This window comes from Bordetella hinzii LMG 13501, assembly GCF_001548475.1.
Lineage (GTDB): Bacteria > Pseudomonadota > Gammaproteobacteria > Burkholderiales > Burkholderiaceae_B > Bordetella > Bordetella hinzii.
The window spans coordinates 44,655-60,920 of the sequence record NZ_LRUJ01000005.1 but is presented as its reverse complement, the minus strand read 5'-3'; the positions used below and the strand labels follow the sequence as shown (position 1 = coordinate 60,920).

At 65.6% G+C, this 16,266-nt stretch carries 16 protein-coding genes; 14 read left to right on the top strand and 2 right to left on the bottom strand.

The window, feature by feature from the left end; translation table 11 throughout:
- Window positions 1–5 precede the first annotated feature (5 nt).
- The 13 genes from AXA74_RS05085 (at window position 6) to tam (ending at window position 12,470) form a co-directional block, all read left to right on the top strand.
- Window positions 6–470: a hypothetical protein gene (locus AXA74_RS05085; RefSeq protein ID WP_051593955.1), complete on the top strand. Its 465-nt coding sequence runs from the start codon at window positions 6–8 to the stop codon at window positions 468–470.
- A gap of 45 nt (window positions 471–515) precedes the next feature.
- On the top strand, window positions 516–704 hold the full coding sequence (locus tag AXA74_RS05080) for a hypothetical protein (RefSeq protein ID WP_032979145.1): 189 nt from the start codon (window positions 516–518) through the stop codon (window positions 702–704).
- Window positions 705–738: 34 nt separating this feature from the next.
- Window positions 739–2,244, top strand: a complete 1,506-nt coding sequence (locus tag AXA74_RS05075; RefSeq protein WP_060833139.1) for an MmgE/PrpD family protein — start codon at window positions 739–741, stop codon at window positions 2,242–2,244.
- Between the two features lie 125 nt (window positions 2,245–2,369).
- Window positions 2,370–3,071, top strand: coding sequence for a TetR/AcrR family transcriptional regulator (locus tag AXA74_RS05070; RefSeq protein ID WP_032979144.1), 702 nt, complete (start codon window positions 2,370–2,372; stop codon window positions 3,069–3,071).
- Between the two features lie 143 nt (window positions 3,072–3,214).
- The gene (locus tag AXA74_RS05065; RefSeq protein WP_032979143.1) at window positions 3,215–4,135 is read left to right on the top strand and encodes an SDR family NAD(P)-dependent oxidoreductase; all 921 of its coding nucleotides are present in this window, start codon (window positions 3,215–3,217) and stop codon (window positions 4,133–4,135) included.
- 27 nt (window positions 4,136–4,162) lie between these two features.
- Entirely contained in the window at window positions 4,163–5,389 is a 1,227-nt protein-coding gene (locus tag AXA74_RS05060) for a Rieske 2Fe-2S domain-containing protein (protein ID WP_051593953.1), read from the top strand.
- A gap of 103 nt (window positions 5,390–5,492) precedes the next feature.
- On the top strand, window positions 5,493–6,620 hold the full coding sequence (locus AXA74_RS05055) for an acyl-CoA dehydrogenase family protein (protein WP_230588828.1): 1,128 nt from the start codon (window positions 5,493–5,495) through the stop codon (window positions 6,618–6,620).
- Window positions 6,621–6,634: 14 nt separating this feature from the next.
- Window positions 6,635–7,771: a CaiB/BaiF CoA transferase family protein gene (locus AXA74_RS05050; RefSeq protein ID WP_032979141.1), complete on the top strand. Its 1,137-nt coding sequence runs from the start codon at window positions 6,635–6,637 to the stop codon at window positions 7,769–7,771.
- Between the two features lie 43 nt (window positions 7,772–7,814).
- Complete coding sequence (locus tag AXA74_RS05045; RefSeq protein WP_032979140.1) at window positions 7,815–8,801, top strand: ABC transporter substrate-binding protein; 987 nt, start codon at window positions 7,815–7,817, stop codon at window positions 8,799–8,801.
- A gap of 10 nt (window positions 8,802–8,811) precedes the next feature.
- Window positions 8,812–9,831, top strand: coding sequence for a cupin domain-containing protein (locus AXA74_RS05040; protein ID WP_051593952.1), 1,020 nt, complete (start codon window positions 8,812–8,814; stop codon window positions 9,829–9,831).
- Between the two features lie 3 nt (window positions 9,832–9,834).
- Window positions 9,835–10,695, top strand: a complete 861-nt coding sequence (locus AXA74_RS05035; protein WP_032979139.1) for a fumarylacetoacetate hydrolase family protein — start codon at window positions 9,835–9,837, stop codon at window positions 10,693–10,695.
- Between the two features lie 4 nt (window positions 10,696–10,699).
- Entirely contained in the window at window positions 10,700–11,656 is a 957-nt protein-coding gene (locus AXA74_RS05030; RefSeq protein ID WP_032979138.1) for a PDR/VanB family oxidoreductase, read from the top strand.
- A gap of 46 nt (window positions 11,657–11,702) precedes the next feature.
- A complete protein-coding gene (gene tam, locus AXA74_RS05025; protein ID WP_032979137.1) occupies window positions 11,703–12,470 on the top strand; it encodes a trans-aconitate 2-methyltransferase in 768 nt (255 codons plus the stop codon).
- 4 nt (window positions 12,471–12,474) lie between these two features.
- On the opposite strand, the gene AXA74_RS05020 is transcribed toward tam, so the two are convergent.
- The gene (locus AXA74_RS05020) at window positions 12,475–14,133 is read right to left on the bottom strand and encodes a 2-isopropylmalate synthase (RefSeq protein WP_032979136.1); all 1,659 of its coding nucleotides are present in this window, start codon (window positions 14,131–14,133) and stop codon (window positions 12,475–12,477) included.
- Between the two features lie 269 nt (window positions 14,134–14,402).
- Here AXA74_RS05020 and AXA74_RS05015 point away from each other — a divergent pair, with 269 nt between their 5' ends.
- A complete protein-coding gene (locus AXA74_RS05015) occupies window positions 14,403–15,209 on the top strand; it encodes an AraC family transcriptional regulator (protein ID WP_029581567.1) in 807 nt (268 codons plus the stop codon).
- On the opposite strand, the gene AXA74_RS05010 is transcribed toward AXA74_RS05015, so the two are convergent.
- Window positions 15,169–16,218 (bottom strand): NADP(H)-dependent aldo-keto reductase, encoded by a 1,050-nt coding sequence (locus tag AXA74_RS05010; RefSeq protein WP_032956991.1) that lies wholly within the window; start codon window positions 16,216–16,218, stop codon window positions 15,169–15,171. The genes AXA74_RS05015 and AXA74_RS05010 overlap by 41 nt on opposite strands.
- Window positions 16,219–16,266: the final 48 nt, after the last annotated feature.

Genomic DNA, 16,266 nt, shown 5'->3' with positions numbered 1-16,266 from the left:
TTGAAATGGCATCGCGATCGCCCTGGTATTACATCATTCATTGGTTGCGCCTTTACTTCGGCGCGCATCTGCTGTTTTCCGGCATCCGCTACGCGGCCACCGGCTATGTGCCGGAAATCCCCGGGATAGGCGGCGAATGGGTGCAGGCCAATGCCAATATCTACCTCTACCAGATGATCAAGTATCTGGAGATCGTCACCGGCGCGATGATTTTCTTCAATCGATTGCCGCTGCTTGGGTTGATCCTGGAATTCCCCGCCACGATCAATATCTTCTGGCTGAACACCTTCATCGTCGCGACGCCGCGCCAGCTTTTCACCGGCCCGCAGGAGCTGTTCATGAACGGGGTATTGCTGCTGGCCTACAGCGGCTGGATGTTCGCGGTGGTCAAGCCGAAGCTGGAGCCCTTGTGGCTCTGGAACGGCGCCAAGGCTTATCAGCCGGAGATCGGACGCCGCATTACTGACTGATGGCTTTCCGCCGTTGCCCGCAAACCCAGTTTTCAAGGTGAATACATGGACAAGAATAAATGGATAGCCGTCGTGGTCTGCGTCGGCCTGACCGCCGCCGCCTATATCGGCTCGACCGGCCTTTTCTATACCGAGTTCCGGCCCATCCGCAATTACGACCTGGTGGCTTTCGCGGGGTCGTGGCTGGGGCTTGCCTGGCTGTTGGTCCGCGATCGGAACAAGAAGGACGACTGAGGCCCGCCGGGCGCCAGGCCAAAGGAGAACGAGCATGCAGTTGACGCGCAGAAGATTCGCCCAGTTGTCCGGGCTGCTGGCCGCTGGATGGGCGGCCAATCCCGCCTGGGCCTTGAGCCCGGCCAAATCCGCCGTCCCGGACGCGCGGCGGACCGCCGATGCCATCTATACGCTGGCGGACTATTGTCTGAACACAAAATACGAGGATCTGCCGGCCGAGGTTGTCGCGGTCACCAAGGGACAGATTCTCGACACTGTCGCCGTGGCCCTGCCGGCGCTGAATGCCGATGGCATCCGGCAGCTCTATGCCTGGAGCAAGGAGACGGGCGGCAGGCAGGAGAGCCGGGTGCTGGGGACGGGGGTGCGCCTGCCGGCCGAGCAGGCGGCCAGGCTCAACGCATCGATGGCGGCGGCGCTGGAGTTCGATGACACCTACGAACCTTCTTTGATGCACGCCTCCTGTGTCACCATCCCGGTGGCGCTGACGGTCGCCGACCTGGCTGGCGGTATCGACGGCAAGACCCTGATCGCGGCCGTCGCCGCCGGTACCGATGCGGCTTGCCGCCTGTCGCGCGCCGGATCGCCCGGGGTGTCGCCCTTTGTGGTGGGCTGGGACCCCACGCCGATGTACGGCTTTCTGGCGGCTTCCCTGGTGGCCGCCCGCCTGCTGGGCTTGACGCGCGAGCAGGCCGTGGCGGCGGCGGGCCTGGCCTATCACCAGCTCTCGGGCAATGCGCAGGCCAGCATCGACGGCACGCACGCCAAGCGCCTGGGCGCCGGCTTCGCCAGCTATGGCGGCGTGATGTCGGCCAGGCTGGCGCAGCGCGGCGTCTTCGGCTCGTCTCATGTGCTCGATGGCGTCAAGGGGCTGTTCCGCCAGTATCATGGCGGCCGGGTTTCCGAGGAGGCGCTGCTGGCGGACCTGGGAAGCCGTTATGCCGGGCCCGAGATCGCGCCCAAGCCCTATCCCTGCTGCCGCGGCGGCCATGTGGCCATCGACGCCGCCCTGGATCTGGTCCGAAGCCATGATATCCGTCCCGCCGCGGTGGATCATGTGAAGATATACAGCCCGCCCGCGGAGATGATGCTGCTGGGCGCGCCCTTGGAGAAAAAGCAGCGCCCGCAGACCATCGTCGAGGCGCAGTTCAGCAATCCGTGGATGGTGGCCGCCGCCATCCAAGACCGTGAGGTCAGCCTGCGGCACTTTACGCTGGAGGCTTTGCGCAGGCCGGACCTGCAGGCGCTGGCGCAACGGATGCAGACGATAGAGGACAAGAGCCTGGTGCGCCCGGACGGCGGCCCGGGCTTCGTGCGCGTCGAGGTGTACCTGCGCGACGGCAGGATGCACGGCAAGCAGGTCTCCTACGCCAAGGGGGATCCCAAGAATCCGATGACCGCCGAGGAGTCGCGCAAGAAACTCTACGAATGTACCGATGCCGCCGGCATGAAACGTGGACAAGCCACCCGCATCATGGACCGCATTCTCGCGCTGGAAGCGGAAAAAGACGTATCCGAGTTGAATGCGGCAATGGCGATCTAACTTCCGGTTGCCATGCCAGCGATAATGATGGCCGCCCGGGCAATGTATGAAATAATAACTTTCGATTGGCCAAGCGGCGCCGCATGGCGTGCTGACACAGCAACCGGTTTTATCAAAGCGGATATATGGTTTCTAATTTGAATGGTCGTGCCCGCAGGCCTGGCGAGCATAAATCGAGCGCCGCGGTGCGGGCCCGGATTCTCGAGACGGCTTTCGACGTTATATCCAGATTTGGCTACAACGGCACAACCATGGCCAAGGTCGCCAGCAATGCCGCCCTGCCGATAGGCAGCGTGTATTGGCATTTTGAAAGCAAGGATCTGCTGCTGGCCGCCATGATCGATGAGAGCTTTCTGCGCTGGCGCAGCGAGACGGCGGAACGCAACCGCCCGCGGCCGGGAGAGAGTTTCGAGGATCATGTGACGCGGATTTTCGGTTCTGCCGCCAATCCCAAATATTTCGCCGCGGATTTCTGGCGCCTGGGCGTTATTCTCAGCGTGGAAAAATCCGTTCCCGAGCAGACGGCCAGGTCGCGATTCCTGAAAATCCGCGAGACGCAGAGAGAGGAATTGACCTCTTGGTGGACATCGACCTTGCCCGAGGCCCTGCTGGGTCACGTGCCGGATCTTCCCAAGAAACTCAGTATGTTCACGCTTGCGATGCAAGACGGCAATGCCATCGCGGGGGCCTCCGGCGAATCGCTGGACGATTTCCAGGCGACCCTGGCCTCCTGCCTCATCCATCTCGTGAGCCAGGCGCAGCAAAGCCTGCCGGCCGCGCCGGCCAAGCGAAGCAAGGCGCGCGCCGCGCGCGGCGCGTCGGCCTGATGCCCAGGGCGGGGCGTCAGGTCCCTGCCGGTTCGGCCCGTCAAATCCATTCGAAATCCGCATAACAGCATTTGAGTAATTCGGCTTGTTGCGGATGAAGCGACCGCAGAGAATCTGGATGAATTCTCAACGGTACGCATTCAATGGACAGACTAAAAGACAAAGTCGGAATTGTGTTCGGCGCAGGCCCGAACATCGGCGGAACGATTGCCCATTTCCTGGCGCGCGAGGGTGCGCGGATCTGCGTGATGGACGCCAGCGAGGCGGCCGCCCAGGAAACGGCCAGATATCTCCAGGATCGCGGCCTGCAGGCCTTCGGCGTGGCCGGCAATGCGCGCAATCCGGCGGATGTCAAAACCGCGGTCGACGCGACCATGGCCAAATATGGCCGTCTCGATATCGCCGTGAATATGGCGGGGCGCGTGCACTGGAGCCATGTGCTCGATATGGACCTGGATGACTGGAATGATTCGGTCGCCAGTTTCGCCACCGCCGGACTGGTCACGACCCAGCATTGCTCGCGCGCCATGCTGGAAAGCGGCGGCGGCAGCATCATCCATATCCTGTCGACGGCGGCGCATTTCGGCGAGGCCGACGGCGCGGCCTATTGCGCCGCCAAGGCCGCGCTGCTGAATTTCGCCCGCTCCTCCGCCCTGGATCTCGCCCATCTGGGGATACGGGTCAACACCGTGACGCCCTGTTCCATGGAGCACCAGCTCTGGACCACGATGCGCGACGAGATGTTCGACCCGCAATGGCAACCGCCCGCCAGGACGGGCTTTTATTCGCGCCAGGAATATCTGGACCAGATGCCGCTGCGCCGCTTTCCGCGCGCGGCTGACCTGGCCTGGGCCACGGTCTTCCTGGCCTCGGATGAGTCGGCATGCATGACGGGCGCGGACCTGGCGGTCGATGGCGGGCTGCGCCACAAATATCCCACCTGGTCCCCCGGCAAACATCATCCCGTGGATGTCCGGGACTATGCCCGCGGCATCCAGCTGACGAAGTACGGCGAGCCGCAAGGGCCGCTGGCCGAGCTGCTGGGCGAACCCGTCCAACGATAGTTTTTTCCGCATGACGAGGAGACAGACATGAGCGCAATCGATGAGCGCCGCCAGGAGCGCGCGCGCCAGTTCCAGCGGTTGACACAGTGTGACCGCGATACCGACATGGGCAAGCTGCTGCGCAAGTTCTGGCAGCCGATCGAGTTGTCCGAAAACATCGAGGTCAACGCCGCCATTCCCGTGAAGGTGCTTGGCGAAGCGTTGACGCTGTATCGCGGCGCCAGCGGCGCGCTGCACCTGGTGGGCGGGCGCTGCGCGCATCGCCGCACGCTGCTGCATACAGGCTGGGTGGTGGGCGAAGAAATCCGCTGCATCTATCACGGCTGGCAGTTCGACAGCCGCGGCGCCTGCGTCAAGCGTCCGGCCGAGGCCGACACCGGCATGCCGCGCACGCAGATCGCCGCCTATCCGGTGCGGGAGTATCAGGGCCTGGTGTTCGCCTATCTGGGCGAGGGCGATGCGCCGGCGTTCGACCTGCCGCGCAAGCTGCAGACCGAGCGCGAGGGCGCCCTGGTGGCCAATGGCATGGAGCGCTGGGACAACAACTGGTTCCAGCAGGTGGAGAACTCCATGGACGCCGTGCATGTGAGCTTCGTGCACATGGCCCTGACCGTGGGGCCGTTCGGCAAGGCGGTGACGGCCAGCATCCCGGAGCTGAGCTACGAGGAAACCGCGGCCGGTATCCGCCAGACCGCGCGCCGCTCCGAGGGCAATGTCCGCCAGAGCGACTGGACGTTCCCGAACAACAACCACATCACGGTGCCTGGCCTGACGCCCGAGGATCCCTGGCTGGATGTGTTTGTCTGGATGCTGCCCAATGATGAGCTGAACACCACGCGCTTCATGATCTACAGCCTGCCGCCCGGAGCGGGCGAGGCGTCCAGGCAGCGCTTCCGCAGCTATTTCGCCAAGTATGGCAAATACGATCCGGCGGCTCACCATGATGAACTCTTCGGCTCGCGTGTGTGGAAGAACCCCGAAGACACCTTCGTGGGGCTGACCGCCGCCCAGGACTATCTTTCCATCCGAGGGCAGGAGCGCGTGACCCGACGCGAGGACGAGATCCTGGGCCGCTCGGACCTGGGCATCGTGACGCTGCGCAAGATTTTCTGGCGCGAGCTGGATCTGTTGCGCGACGGAAAGGAGACCAAGCCATGGAAGGCGCTGGAAAAACCCGTCGACCTGCCCCTGCAGCCAGGCGATGAGGGCGGCGCCGGCCAGCCCGCCGCGCCGACGGCCTACGCGCAGGCCTAAGTCCCGACACGCCAGCGGGCGCGAGGGCGTCCGCTTTACTCATGGTTCCTGGCACACAATGCTTGATTTAACTCCTCATGAGGCTCTTCCCGAAGAGCTATTGATGTTTCGCTCGTCCATACGGCGGTTCGTGGACAAGGAGCTGATTCCGCTTGAAGGCCATCTTGGCCCCGATGGCCTGCTGGATGAGGCGCGCGCGCAGTCCGTGCGCGATCGCGCCAGGGAGGCGGGCTTCTGGCTGATGGATGTCCCCGAGGATGTCGGCGGGCAAGGGCTGTCGCTGTTGCCGCTGGCCGTTTTCTGGGAAGAGGTGGGGCGCAGCACGGTCGCATCCTGGGTCCGGCATCATGGATTGTTCGGTCCCACCGTCGGGCCTATCCTGGTCGGCCTGAACGACGCCCAGCGCGAACAGTACCTGTATCCGGTCATCGAAGGACGGAAAAAGTTCTGCTTTGCCCAGACCGAGCCGGATGCGGGCTCGGACCCCTCGGCCATGCGCACGCGCGCCGTCAAGACGGATACGGGATACCGCATCAATGGCGTCAAGCGCTTCATCACCCGCGCCGGGCAGGCCAGCTTCGCCCTGGTGATGGCGGTGACCGATGCGGCCAAGGGCGCGCGCGGGGGGATTTCCTGCTTCATCGTGGACATGGATAGCCCGGGTGTGCGCCTGGCCGGCGCCGAGCGCACGGTGATGGGGGACAAGCCCTGGGAGATCGCCTTCGAGGATGTGGAGGTCCCCGCCCGGAACCTGGTCGGCGAAGAGGGCAAGGGTTTTGCCCTGGCGCAAGGCTATATCAATCACGGGCGCATACGCCAGGGCGCCCACGCCTGCGGGGCCGCCGAGCGCTGCCTGGGCCTGACCGCCGCCTATGCGGCGCAGCGCAAGACATTCGGCGCGGCATTGTCGGAGCGCCAGGGCGTGCAATGGATGCTGGCCGACGGCTTTACAGAGGTCTATGCCACCCGCCTGATGGTGTATGACGCGGCCCGGAAAGCCGACGCGGGCCTGGACGCAAGACTCGAAACCTTCATGATCAAGACATTCGGCGTGGAGATGGGTTTCAAAGTGGTCGACGCCTGCATGCAGCTGCATGGCGGCATGGGTTTGACCGAGGACACGCCGATCGAGCGCTTCTGGCGCGACTTGCGCAGCTACCGGATCACCGAGGGCCCGACCGAGGTGCTGCGCACCACGCTCGCGCGCCAGATCCTGAAGCAATACAGCTGATTCTGGAATCCCTGATGAAAGACACACTGGACGATATTCTCGTCATCGAGCTGGGAACGGTATTGACCGCGCCCCTGGCGGGCATGATGCTGGCCGATATGGGCGCGCGCGTCATCAAGGTCGAACATCCGGAAGGGGGCGATCCTTTCCGCCGCCATGCGGGCAGTCTGTACAGTCCGCATTTCGTCGCCTACAACCGCAATAAGGAAAGCATCCAGCTCAATCTGCGGACCGAGGCGGGCAAGGCCGACCTGGCGAAGCTGATCGCGCGGGCCGACGTACTGCTGGATAACTATCGGTCGGGCGTCATGCAGCGCCTGGGGTTTGACGACGCCCGGCTCCAGGCCTTGAATCCGCGCCTGATCCAATGCTCGATCACCGGTTTCGGCGCCAGCGGCCCTTACCGCGACCGCCCCTGCTATGACGCGGTGGCCGTGGCCCTGTCGGGCATCGCCGCGCAGATGGTGGATCCGGAGCAGCCATCGCTCAATGGGCCGTCATTGTCCGACAACATCACCGGCATGTATGCGGCCTACGGCATGCTGGCGGCGCTGCATGCGCGTGGCCGCTCCGGCAAAGGGGCCAAGGTCGAGGTCAATATGCTGGAAGCCTCGATCGCCTTTTCGCCGGAAGGCTTCTCGCAATACACCCGTCTCGGCCTGGTGCCCAACCCCCTGTCGAGGGTGGCGGTCTCGCAGTCATACGCCTTCCGCTGCGGGGATGGCCGGCTGGTGTCGGTGCACCTGTCCTCGGTGGAGAAGTTCTGGCAGGGGTTTGTCCGGGCCATCGAGCGTCCGGATCTCCTGGAGGATGCGCGTTTCCAGACGCCCGCCGCTCGTGCCAAGCACTACCAGGAACTGGCCGGCGATGTCGCCGCGACCTTCGCGGGCCGCGGCCAGGCCCATTGGTGCGAGCGGCTGCAAGCCAATGATGTGCCGCATGCGCCGGTCAACAGCGCGCCGGACGTCATGGAGGACCCGCAGGTGCGCCATTTGGAAACCTTTTATGAGGTCCGGCATCCGGAGCAGGGCGCGATGACCGCCATCCATCGGCCGGTGCGCATCAATGGACAACGCGGCCCTTCGGACAAGGCCGCTCCCATGCTGGGCGAACACACCGAAGCCATCCGGCGCGAGTTCGGCCTGTCTTGAGGCGCCGACTCGAACGCATGGCGACAACCAGAGAAGACCAACAATGAGCAAACTGAAGCTTTCCGTGGCCATCGGCAACTACGACCGGTGCCGGCCATTGATAGATGGCGCCGTCCAGATCGACGGCGTGGATCCGGTGATCATGACATTGTCGCCGGAGGAGATTTTTTTCCGGGCCTTCCGGGGCCAGGAATTCGATATCTGCGAACTGTCCTTGTCCAGTTCGACCCTGCAGACCGCCCAGGGCAATTTCCCGTATGTGGGCATTCCCGTGTTCCTGTCGCGCGCCTTCCGCCACACTTCCATGTATTGCCGCAGCGACAGGATCAAGACCCCGGAAGACCTGCGCGGCCGCAAGATAGGCCTGCCGGAGTACCAGTTGACGGCCAACGTCTGGGCCCGCGCGATCCTGCAGGAGGATCATGGCGTGGCGCCATCGGATGTCACCTGGGTGCGCGGCGGGATTGCGCATGCGGGCCGGCCCGAGAAGATCAAGGTCAAGCTGCCGGACAATGTCCGGGTGGAAGACGCGCCCGAAGGCGAGACGATTTCCAGCCTGTTGGCCAGGGGCGAGATCGACGGCTATATTGCGCCGCGCCCTCCTTATGTGCCGGCCGCGACGCCGGACGTGGGGTGGCTGTTCCGCGATCCGGTGGCGGCCGCCAAGGACTACTACCGGCGCACGCGGATTTTTCCCATCATGCATATCCTGGGTGTGCGCCGCGAGCTGGCGGAGCAGCATCCCTGGCTGCCGGGCGCCATCTACAAGGCTTTCGAGGCCGCCAAGCGCCAGGCGATTGAGCATCTTTCCGATACGTCCGCCACCAAGATCACGCTGCCCTTTGCCGAGGAGCGCCTCAAGGAAGCGCGCGACCTCATGGGCGAGGATTACTGGTCATACGGTATCGAGGCCAATCGCCACGTGCTGGAGAGCTTCTTCCATCACCACCATGCGCAAGGGTTGTCTCCCCGCCGGGTGACGCCGGAAGACTTGTTCCATCCCGGCACATTCGAAAGCTATCGGCTGTAAGGAGCGCGCAATGTCGGCAAACAGCGGCGAGGTCCGCGATCAATGGCTGCAGGCCCGGCTGGCGCCCCTGTGGGAGAGCCCGAACGCCCACAAGCCCCAGGAGAGCCAGGCATCCAGTCATATCTGGCGTTGGGAGCAGGTTCGGCCGCTGCTGGATCTGGCCTTCCAGGAGACATCGCCGGCGGCCGTGCAGCGCCGGGTGCTGCAGATGCTGAGTCCGCAGGCCCGGTCGATCGCGGATGAGTTCACCTGCGGCAATGTGCTGGCCGCCTACCAGTGCCTGTTGCCGGGCGAGACCGCCCGTGCGCACCGGCATACGATGAATGCCCTGCGCTTCATGCTGGAGGGCGAGGGCGCCGTCACCCTGGTCGACGGCAAGGCTTGCGCCATGCACTTCGGAGACCTGGTGCTCACGCCGGGCATGGCCTGGCACGAGCATCGGCACGAGGGGCATGAGCCGGTGGTCTGGCTGGATGTGCTGGACGTGCCGCTGCATATGTATCTGGGGTCCGTGGTCTTCCAGCCGGGACCCATGCATCCCGAGCCCGTGACCATGAACGATGCGGCATTCGCCGCGCCGAACATCCTGCCCTGCGTCACCTTCGGCGACGCGGGAAGGTCGCCGGTGTTCCGCTATCCCTACGAGGATGCCTTGCGCGCCTTGGCGCACGCCCCGGTCTCGCCGGATGGGATGCGGCGGGTGCGCTATGTCAATCCCTTGACGGGCCAGAGCGCCATGCCCCTGCTCGAAACGACGATGCAGGAACTCGATGCGGGTTGCACCTCGCGGCCGGTCCGGTCCAACGCCAATCAGGTGATCGCGGTGGTCCAAGGCCAGGGCGAAAGCGCGATCGGCGGCACGCGGTTCAGCTGGAAGGCCCGCGATATTTTTACCGTGCCGCAACATAACTGGGCCAGCCATACCGCGCTGGCGGGGCCGGCGCGTTTTTTTGTCGTGTCCGATGCGGATGTATTGCGCCGGCTGAATGTCCTGGCCGAAGAAGTGCAAGAGCCGGACTGCGAAGGATAGAAAATGAAGATTTGTTGGTTCAATGATGACTTGCCGGGTATTGTCGGCGATGGCGTGGTGTTTGATGTCAGCGCCGCGTTGCGCGCCTTGCCCGCGCCGCCTTACCCCAATCGCTCGGGAGATTGGTTGATCGCCAACCTGGATCGATTCCAGGAGGCGGCGCGCGCCTTGCTGCCCACCGCGCCATCCTATCCGATTGAGTCGGTTCGCTTTCTGAGCCCGGTGGCCAATCCCGGGAAAATCATCGGCGTTCCGGTCAACTACCAGAAACATGTCGAGGAAGCCGCCGCGGACGTGGCCACGTTTACCAACCGGCAAACGGGCAGCGTTCTGGAGCAGGGGCTGTTCCTCAAGGCCAATAGCTCCTTGATCGGCTGCAGCCAGGCCGTGCGGATCAGCATGCCGGAGCGCCTGACACACCATGAGATCGAGCTGGGGGCGGTCATCGGCAGGACCGCCAGGAATGTTTCCGAAGAAGAAGCGCTATCGTATATCTCGGGCTATTCGATCGCCCTCGATATGACGGTGCGCGGCGCCGAGGACCGATCCTTGCGGAAGTCCCTGGATACCTATTCGGTGCTGGGGCCCTGGTTGGTGACGGCTGACGAGATTGCCGATCCCCAGGCGCTCGACTTGCGCTTGCAGGTCAACGGCCAGGACCGCCAGGTGGCCAATACCCGCGACATGATTCTGTATATCGCCGAGCAGATCGCCTGGGCCTCGCGTTTCTATACGCTGGAGCCGGGCGACGTCATCATGACGGGCACCTGCGAGGGCGTCGGGCCGGTCGTGCCCGGGGACGTCATCCACGCGGAAATCGCTTCGGTCGGCGCGATGGACGTCTCGGTCGCGGCCGCGGAGTAACGGTATGAATGCCCAGGACAAGGCCAGCCTGGACCTCCGGGTGCAGGCCATTCGTTACGCCGCGCGTGATACCTATCTGGTGGAGCTGGCTCCGCCTGGCGGCGGACGGCTGCCCGCCGCCACGCCGGGCGCGCATATCGATCTGCATCTGGACAATGGCTTGACGCGCTCCTACTCGCTGGTGCGCCCGGGGGACCAACCCGACCAGTACCTGGTGGGGGTCAAGCTGGATGCCGCCAGCCGGGGAGGATCGCGCTATGTGCACGAGAAGCTGCGGGTGGGCGCGATCATCAAGGTCTCGCCGCCGCGCAACCATTTTCCGCTGCGAGAGGATGCGGCTCATACGGTTCTCATTGCTGGCGGCATAGGCATCACGCCCATTTGGTGCATGGCGCAACGCCTGGAAGAGGCGGGCGCATCCTGGGAGCTTTGGTATAGCGCCCGGTCGCGCGCGGATGCGGCCTTCCTGGGGGAACTCGAAGCCCTGCCCTCCAAGGTCCATCTGCATTTTGACGATGAGGCCGGACAGGTGATGGATCTCCAGCGCGTGGTCGATGGCGCGGCGGCTGATGCGCATTTGTACTGCTGCGGCCCGGCGCCCATGCTCGATGCCTACGAGCTGGCCGCCGCCAGGCGCGATCCGCGGACCGTGCACCTGGAGCGGTTTGCCGCCCAACAGGCCCAGGCATTGGAAGGCGGTTTCGCGGTGACGCTGGCGCGCAGCGGCAAGACCCTGGAGGTGCCGGAGGGTTCCAGCATTCTCAAGGTATTGCTGGACAATGGTGTGGCAGTAGACTTTTCTTGTCAGGAGGGCATTTGCGGTTGCTGCGAAGTGGCCGTCCTGGAGGGGGAGGTCGATCATCGCGATGCTGTCCTGAGCGAGTCCGAGCGCGCGCAGAGCAAAACCATGATGGTCTGTTGTTCGGGCGCGAAGAGCGCGCGGCTGGTGCTGGACTTGTAAGGCCGGCGCGACCTAGACTGGCGCTGAGCCGATAGCAGGAGCCGATATGAGCTGGTCCGCCAAGCAGTATTCCGCCTTTGAAAACGAGCGCACCCGTCCGGTGCGGGACCTGGTCGCCGCCATCCCCACGGCCGAGGTGCGCCGGGCCGTGGACCTGGGTTGCGGCCCGGGAAATTCGACCGAGGTGCTCGCGGCGCGTTTTCCGCAGGCCGAGGTGAGCGGCATGGACAGTTCGGCGGACATGGTGGCCGCCGCGCGCAAGCGCATGCCGGGCGTGGCATTCAGCCAGGAGGATATTTCCACCTGGAACCCGGCGGTCCGGTACGACGTGATCCTGGCCAATGCCTCGCTGCAGTGGGTGCCGGATCACGCCACGCTGTATCCGCGTCTGCTGGGCCGCCTGGCGCCGGGCGGCAGCCTGGCGGTGCAGACGCCCGACAATCTCGAAGAGCCGGCCCATCGCCTGGCCCGCGCCGTCGCCGGCGAGGGCCCCTGGGCCGCCAGGCTGGCCGGCGTGCGCCACCCGGACCGTCATCCCGCGGACTGGTACTACGCCCTGCTGTCGCCCCTGGCCCAGCGCGTCGATGTCTGGCGCACGACCTATATGCATCCGCTGGCCGGGGCGCGAGCCATCGTCGAGTGGTTCAAGGGCACGGCCCTGCTGCCCTATCTGAACCTGCTCGACGAGGACGGGAAGGCGGCCTTTCTCGCCCGCTACGAGGCGGCGGTCGCCCAGGCCTATCCGGCCTTGCCCGATGGCACGGTGCTGCTGCCTTTTCCGCGCCTGTTCGTGATCGCCACCCAGAGGACCTGATGCCTCAGGGCTCGGCCCGGGCGCGGTTGTAGGCGCACAGCAACGCCAGGATGGAGGCGGTGGCGATGTTCTCGTGCATGCCGATGCCGAAGACCGTGCCCGCGCGGCCGGGCAGGGCCACCTCGATGATGGCCACCGACCGCGCGCCCGAGCCCGCGCCCAGGCTGTATTGCTCGAAGCTGTCCACGCGCAGCGCCGGGTCCAGGGCGCGGGCGGCGGCGTCGACCGGCCCGTTGCCCACCGCTTCGCGCAAAAGGCGGCCGCCGGCGCCGTCAAGCCGCCAGCGGATGCGCTGGCCTTCGGCGGACTGTTCCAGCTCATGCGAAATATGCCGCAGCGGCCCGGTGACCAGCGGCTGTTGGTAGGTCTTGCGGAACAAGGACCAGAGCGTGTCGCTGTCGATCTCGGTCTCGCTCGCATCGGCGTGGCGCTGCACGATGGCGCTGAACTCGATCTGCATGCGCCGCGGCATGACGACTCCCCGATCGCGTTGCAGCAGGTAGGCGATGCCGCCCTTGCCGGACTGGCTATTGACCCGCACGATGCTGTCGTAGCTGCGTCCCAGGTCCTTGGGATCGATGGGCAGATAGGGCACGCGCCACGGGCCGCCTTCCTCCTGGGCGGCAAAGCCCTTGGCGATGGCGTCCTGGTGCGAGCCCGAGAAGGCGGTGAAGACCAGGTCGCCCACATAGGGGTGGCGCGGGTGGATGGGCAGGGCGGTGCACTCCTCGGCGATGCGCGCCACGGCGCTGATATCCGAGAAGTCCAGGCCCGGCGCGATGCCCTGGGTGTAGAGGTTGAGCGCCAGCGTGACCACGTCGAGGTTGCCGCTGCGCTCGCCATTGCCGAAGAGGCAGCCTTCGACGCGCTGCGCGCCCGCCAGCAGCGCCTGTTCGGCGCAGGCCACGCCCGTGCCGCGGTCGTTGTGCGGATGCACCGAGAGCACCAGATGCTCGCGCCGCGGCAGGCGGCGGTCCATCCACTCGATCTGGTCGGCGAAGACGTTGGGCGTGGCGACTTCCACGGTCGTGGGCAGGTTGATGATCATGGGCCGGCCGGGGCCGGCATCCCAGGCCTCGATGGCCGCCGAGCACACCGCCAGCGAGACGTCCAGCTCCGCCATGCAGAAGGTCTCGGGCGAGTATTGCAGCACCCACTCGGTCTCGGGCAGGGCGTCGGTCAGGGTCCTGAGCAGGCGCACATGGTCGCGCACCAGCGCGATGATCTGGGGCACCGTCATGTGGAAGACGATCTCGCGCCAGGCCGGCGCGATGGCGTTATAGAAATGCACGATGACGCGCCGCGCGCCGCGCACGCTTTGCACCGTGCGGCGGATCAGGTCTTCGCGCAGCTGGGTGATGACCATGGGCGTGACATCGGCCGGGATCCGTCCTTCGTCGATCAGCTGCCGCACGATGTCGAAGTCGGTCTGCGAGGCGGACGGGAAGCCGACTTCGATCTCCTTGAAACCGATGCGCACCAGTTCGTCGAACAGGCGCAGCTTGCGCTCGCGGTTCATGGGTTCGAACAAGGCCTGGTTGCCGTCACGCAGATCGGTGGACAGCCACACCGGCGCTTGCGCGAGCGTGCGGGACGGCCATTGCCGCTCGGGCAGGGCGACGGGAGGGAAGGGACGGTACTTGGTGTGCGGATGGGCAAGCATGGATGACCTCGCGGGAGTAGGGGGGCCTGATTCCCCTGCCGGCAGGCGGCGTGGCGAGGTCGGGGTCCTGGGGAATCAGGAAGGGTGCGGCGCGCCGCGCGCGCCCGGACCCCGACCGTGGGTCAGGGATAGCGGGGCGGATAGCAGCGGCGGGCGGCGCATGGCGGGGCGGATGGCGGGCCAGATGGCTTTGGACCTTCCCATCTTAGGGACTGGGCCCGTGGCTTTTTCCATAAAATGAGTCGAAATATGTATGGAAAGGGTCAATCATGCCGTCCAGGGATTTCCAGACTCATGAGACCGCGCGGGCCATCGTGACCGGCGTGGCCAGGGATTACGCCGCGGGCGAGACGGTGGCGCCGCACCGGCACGATCGCTGCCAGCTGCTGTACGCTATCGACGGGGTGCTGCGCGTGGAGACGCCGGCCGGACGGTGGGTGGTGCCGCCGTCGCGGGCGGTCTGGCTGCGGCCGGGAGTGGAGCACCGGCTCAGGATGCGCGGCCCGGTACGGGTGCGCAGCGTATTCGTGGATGCGCGCCGGGCGCGGGGCCTGCCGGCCGAGGATGGGGTCATTCCGGTATCGCCGCTGTTGCGGGCCTTGATCGCCGAACTGGCTCGCCTGGGGCTGGCGGCCGAAGATACGCGGCGCGGCCGGCTGCTGGCCGCGTTATTGCGCGAGGAGCTGCGCGCGCCCATGGACCTGGCTTTTCATCTGCCCTGGCCGGCGGAGGGGCGTATGGCGCCGGTGTGCGCGGCGCTGATGGACGACGGCCCCGGGCGGGATTGGGAGGCCGGGCGCTGGGCCCGGGAACTGGCGATGAGCCTGAAGACTTTTCATCGCCATTTCCGGCGGCAGACCGGCCTGAGCTTTGGCCAATGGCGCCTGCGGGCCCGCCTGCTGTCCTCCTTGCAGGGCCTGGTCGGGGGCCAGCCGATATTGCATGTCGCGCTCGCCTGCGGCTACGAGAGCCACAGCGCCTATACCCTGGCGTTTCGCCGCCAGTTCGGCATGGCGCCGTCGGCTTTCGTGGCGCTCAGGGAGCCGGATTCGGCCAGCGCGTCTGGATGGCGTTGACCGCGTCGACGATCTCTTGCGAGAGCGTGACATCCACGCTGTCGATGTTTTCCTTCAGCTGCTCCAGCGTGGTGGCGCCGATGAGGTTGCTGGTCACGAAGGGCTGGGCGTTGACCCAGCCCAGGGCCAGCTGCGTCGGCGTCAGGCCATGCTCGCGGGCGAGCGCGCAGTATTGTGCGGTGGCGGCTTCGGCCTGCGGATTGCTGTAGCGGGTGAAGCGTTCGAACAGCGTCAGGCGGGCGCCGGCGGGGCGGGCGCCATCGAGGTATTTGCCGCTCAGCATGCCCATGGCCAGCGGCGAATAGGCCAGCAGGCCCACGTCTTCGAAGCGGCTGAATTCCGACAGGCCGAGCTCATAGTGGCGGTTGAGCAGGCTGTAGGGGTTCTGGATGGATACCAGGCGCGGCAAGCCGCGCGTTTCGGCCAGCTTGATGAACTGCGCCACGCCCCACGGCGTTTCGTTGGATACGCCGATATGGCGCACTTTGCCGGCGCGCACGAAGTCCTGCAGCACTTCCAGGGTTTCGCCGATGGGCACGGTGTGCGCGTCCTCGACCCAGGGATAGTTGGGCCGGCCGAAGGTCATGGTGGTGCGGTCGGGCCAATGCAGCTGGTAGAGGTCCAGGTAGTCGGTCTGCAGGCGCTTGAGGCTGGCGTCCAGGGCCTCGGTCAGGTTCTTGCGATCCAGAAAGGTCTTGCCGTCGCGGATATGCCCGGGGCGCTTGGCGTCCCGCACGGGGCCGGCCGCCTTGCTGGCCAGCACGATGTCCTGGCGGCGGCCGGTCTTGGCCAGCCAGGTGCCGATATAGCTTTCCGTGCGGCCTTGGGTCTCGGCCTTGGGCGGGACGGGGTACATCTCGGCCGTGTCCACCAGGTTGACCCCGCGCTCCAGCGCGTAGTCCAGCTGCTGGTGGGCTTCGGCTTCGGTATTCTGCTGGCCCCAGGTCATGGTGCCCAGGCCGATGAGGCTGACCGAGAGATCGGTGCGGCCAAGCTTGCGGTATTTCAAGGAAGTGCTCCGGTCTGTGCGTCGCCGGCGGGCAACGCCTTGGTTGCC

What these genes read in the sequence shown, in the direction of transcription:
- AXA74_RS05035 (WP_032979139.1), top strand. Translation starts at nt 9,835, where the DNA reads ATGAAGATTTGTTGGTTCAATGATGACTTGCCGGGTATTGTCGGCGAT.
- AXA74_RS05045 (WP_032979140.1), top strand. Translation starts at nt 7,815, where the DNA reads ATGAGCAAACTGAAGCTTTCCGTGGCCATCGGCAACTACGACCGGTGC.
- AXA74_RS05065 (WP_032979143.1), top strand. Translation starts at nt 3,215, where the DNA reads ATGGACAGACTAAAAGACAAAGTCGGAATTGTGTTCGGCGCAGGCCCG.
- AXA74_RS05080 (WP_032979145.1), top strand. Translation starts at nt 516, where the DNA reads ATGGACAAGAATAAATGGATAGCCGTCGTGGTCTGCGTCGGCCTGACC.
- AXA74_RS05040 (WP_051593952.1), top strand. Translation starts at nt 8,812, where the DNA reads ATGTCGGCAAACAGCGGCGAGGTCCGCGATCAATGGCTGCAGGCCCGG.
- AXA74_RS05075 (WP_060833139.1), top strand. Translation starts at nt 739, where the DNA reads ATGCAGTTGACGCGCAGAAGATTCGCCCAGTTGTCCGGGCTGCTGGCC.
- AXA74_RS05085 (WP_051593955.1), top strand. Translation starts at nt 6, where the DNA reads ATGGCATCGCGATCGCCCTGGTATTACATCATTCATTGGTTGCGCCTT.
- AXA74_RS05060 (WP_051593953.1), top strand. Translation starts at nt 4,163, where the DNA reads ATGAGCGCAATCGATGAGCGCCGCCAGGAGCGCGCGCGCCAGTTCCAG.
- AXA74_RS05055 (WP_230588828.1), top strand. Translation starts at nt 5,493, where the DNA reads ATGTTTCGCTCGTCCATACGGCGGTTCGTGGACAAGGAGCTGATTCCG.
- AXA74_RS05015 (WP_029581567.1), top strand. Translation starts at nt 14,403, where the DNA reads ATGCCGTCCAGGGATTTCCAGACTCATGAGACCGCGCGGGCCATCGTG.
- tam (WP_032979137.1), top strand. Translation starts at nt 11,703, where the DNA reads ATGAGCTGGTCCGCCAAGCAGTATTCCGCCTTTGAAAACGAGCGCACC.
- AXA74_RS05020 (WP_032979136.1), bottom strand. Translation starts at nt 14,133, where the DNA reads ATGCTTGCCCATCCGCACACCAAGTACCGTCCCTTCCCTCCCGTCGCC.
- AXA74_RS05030 (WP_032979138.1), top strand. Translation starts at nt 10,700, where the DNA reads ATGAATGCCCAGGACAAGGCCAGCCTGGACCTCCGGGTGCAGGCCATT.
- AXA74_RS05050 (WP_032979141.1), top strand. Translation starts at nt 6,635, where the DNA reads ATGAAAGACACACTGGACGATATTCTCGTCATCGAGCTGGGAACGGTA.
- AXA74_RS05070 (WP_032979144.1), top strand. Translation starts at nt 2,370, where the DNA reads ATGGTTTCTAATTTGAATGGTCGTGCCCGCAGGCCTGGCGAGCATAAA.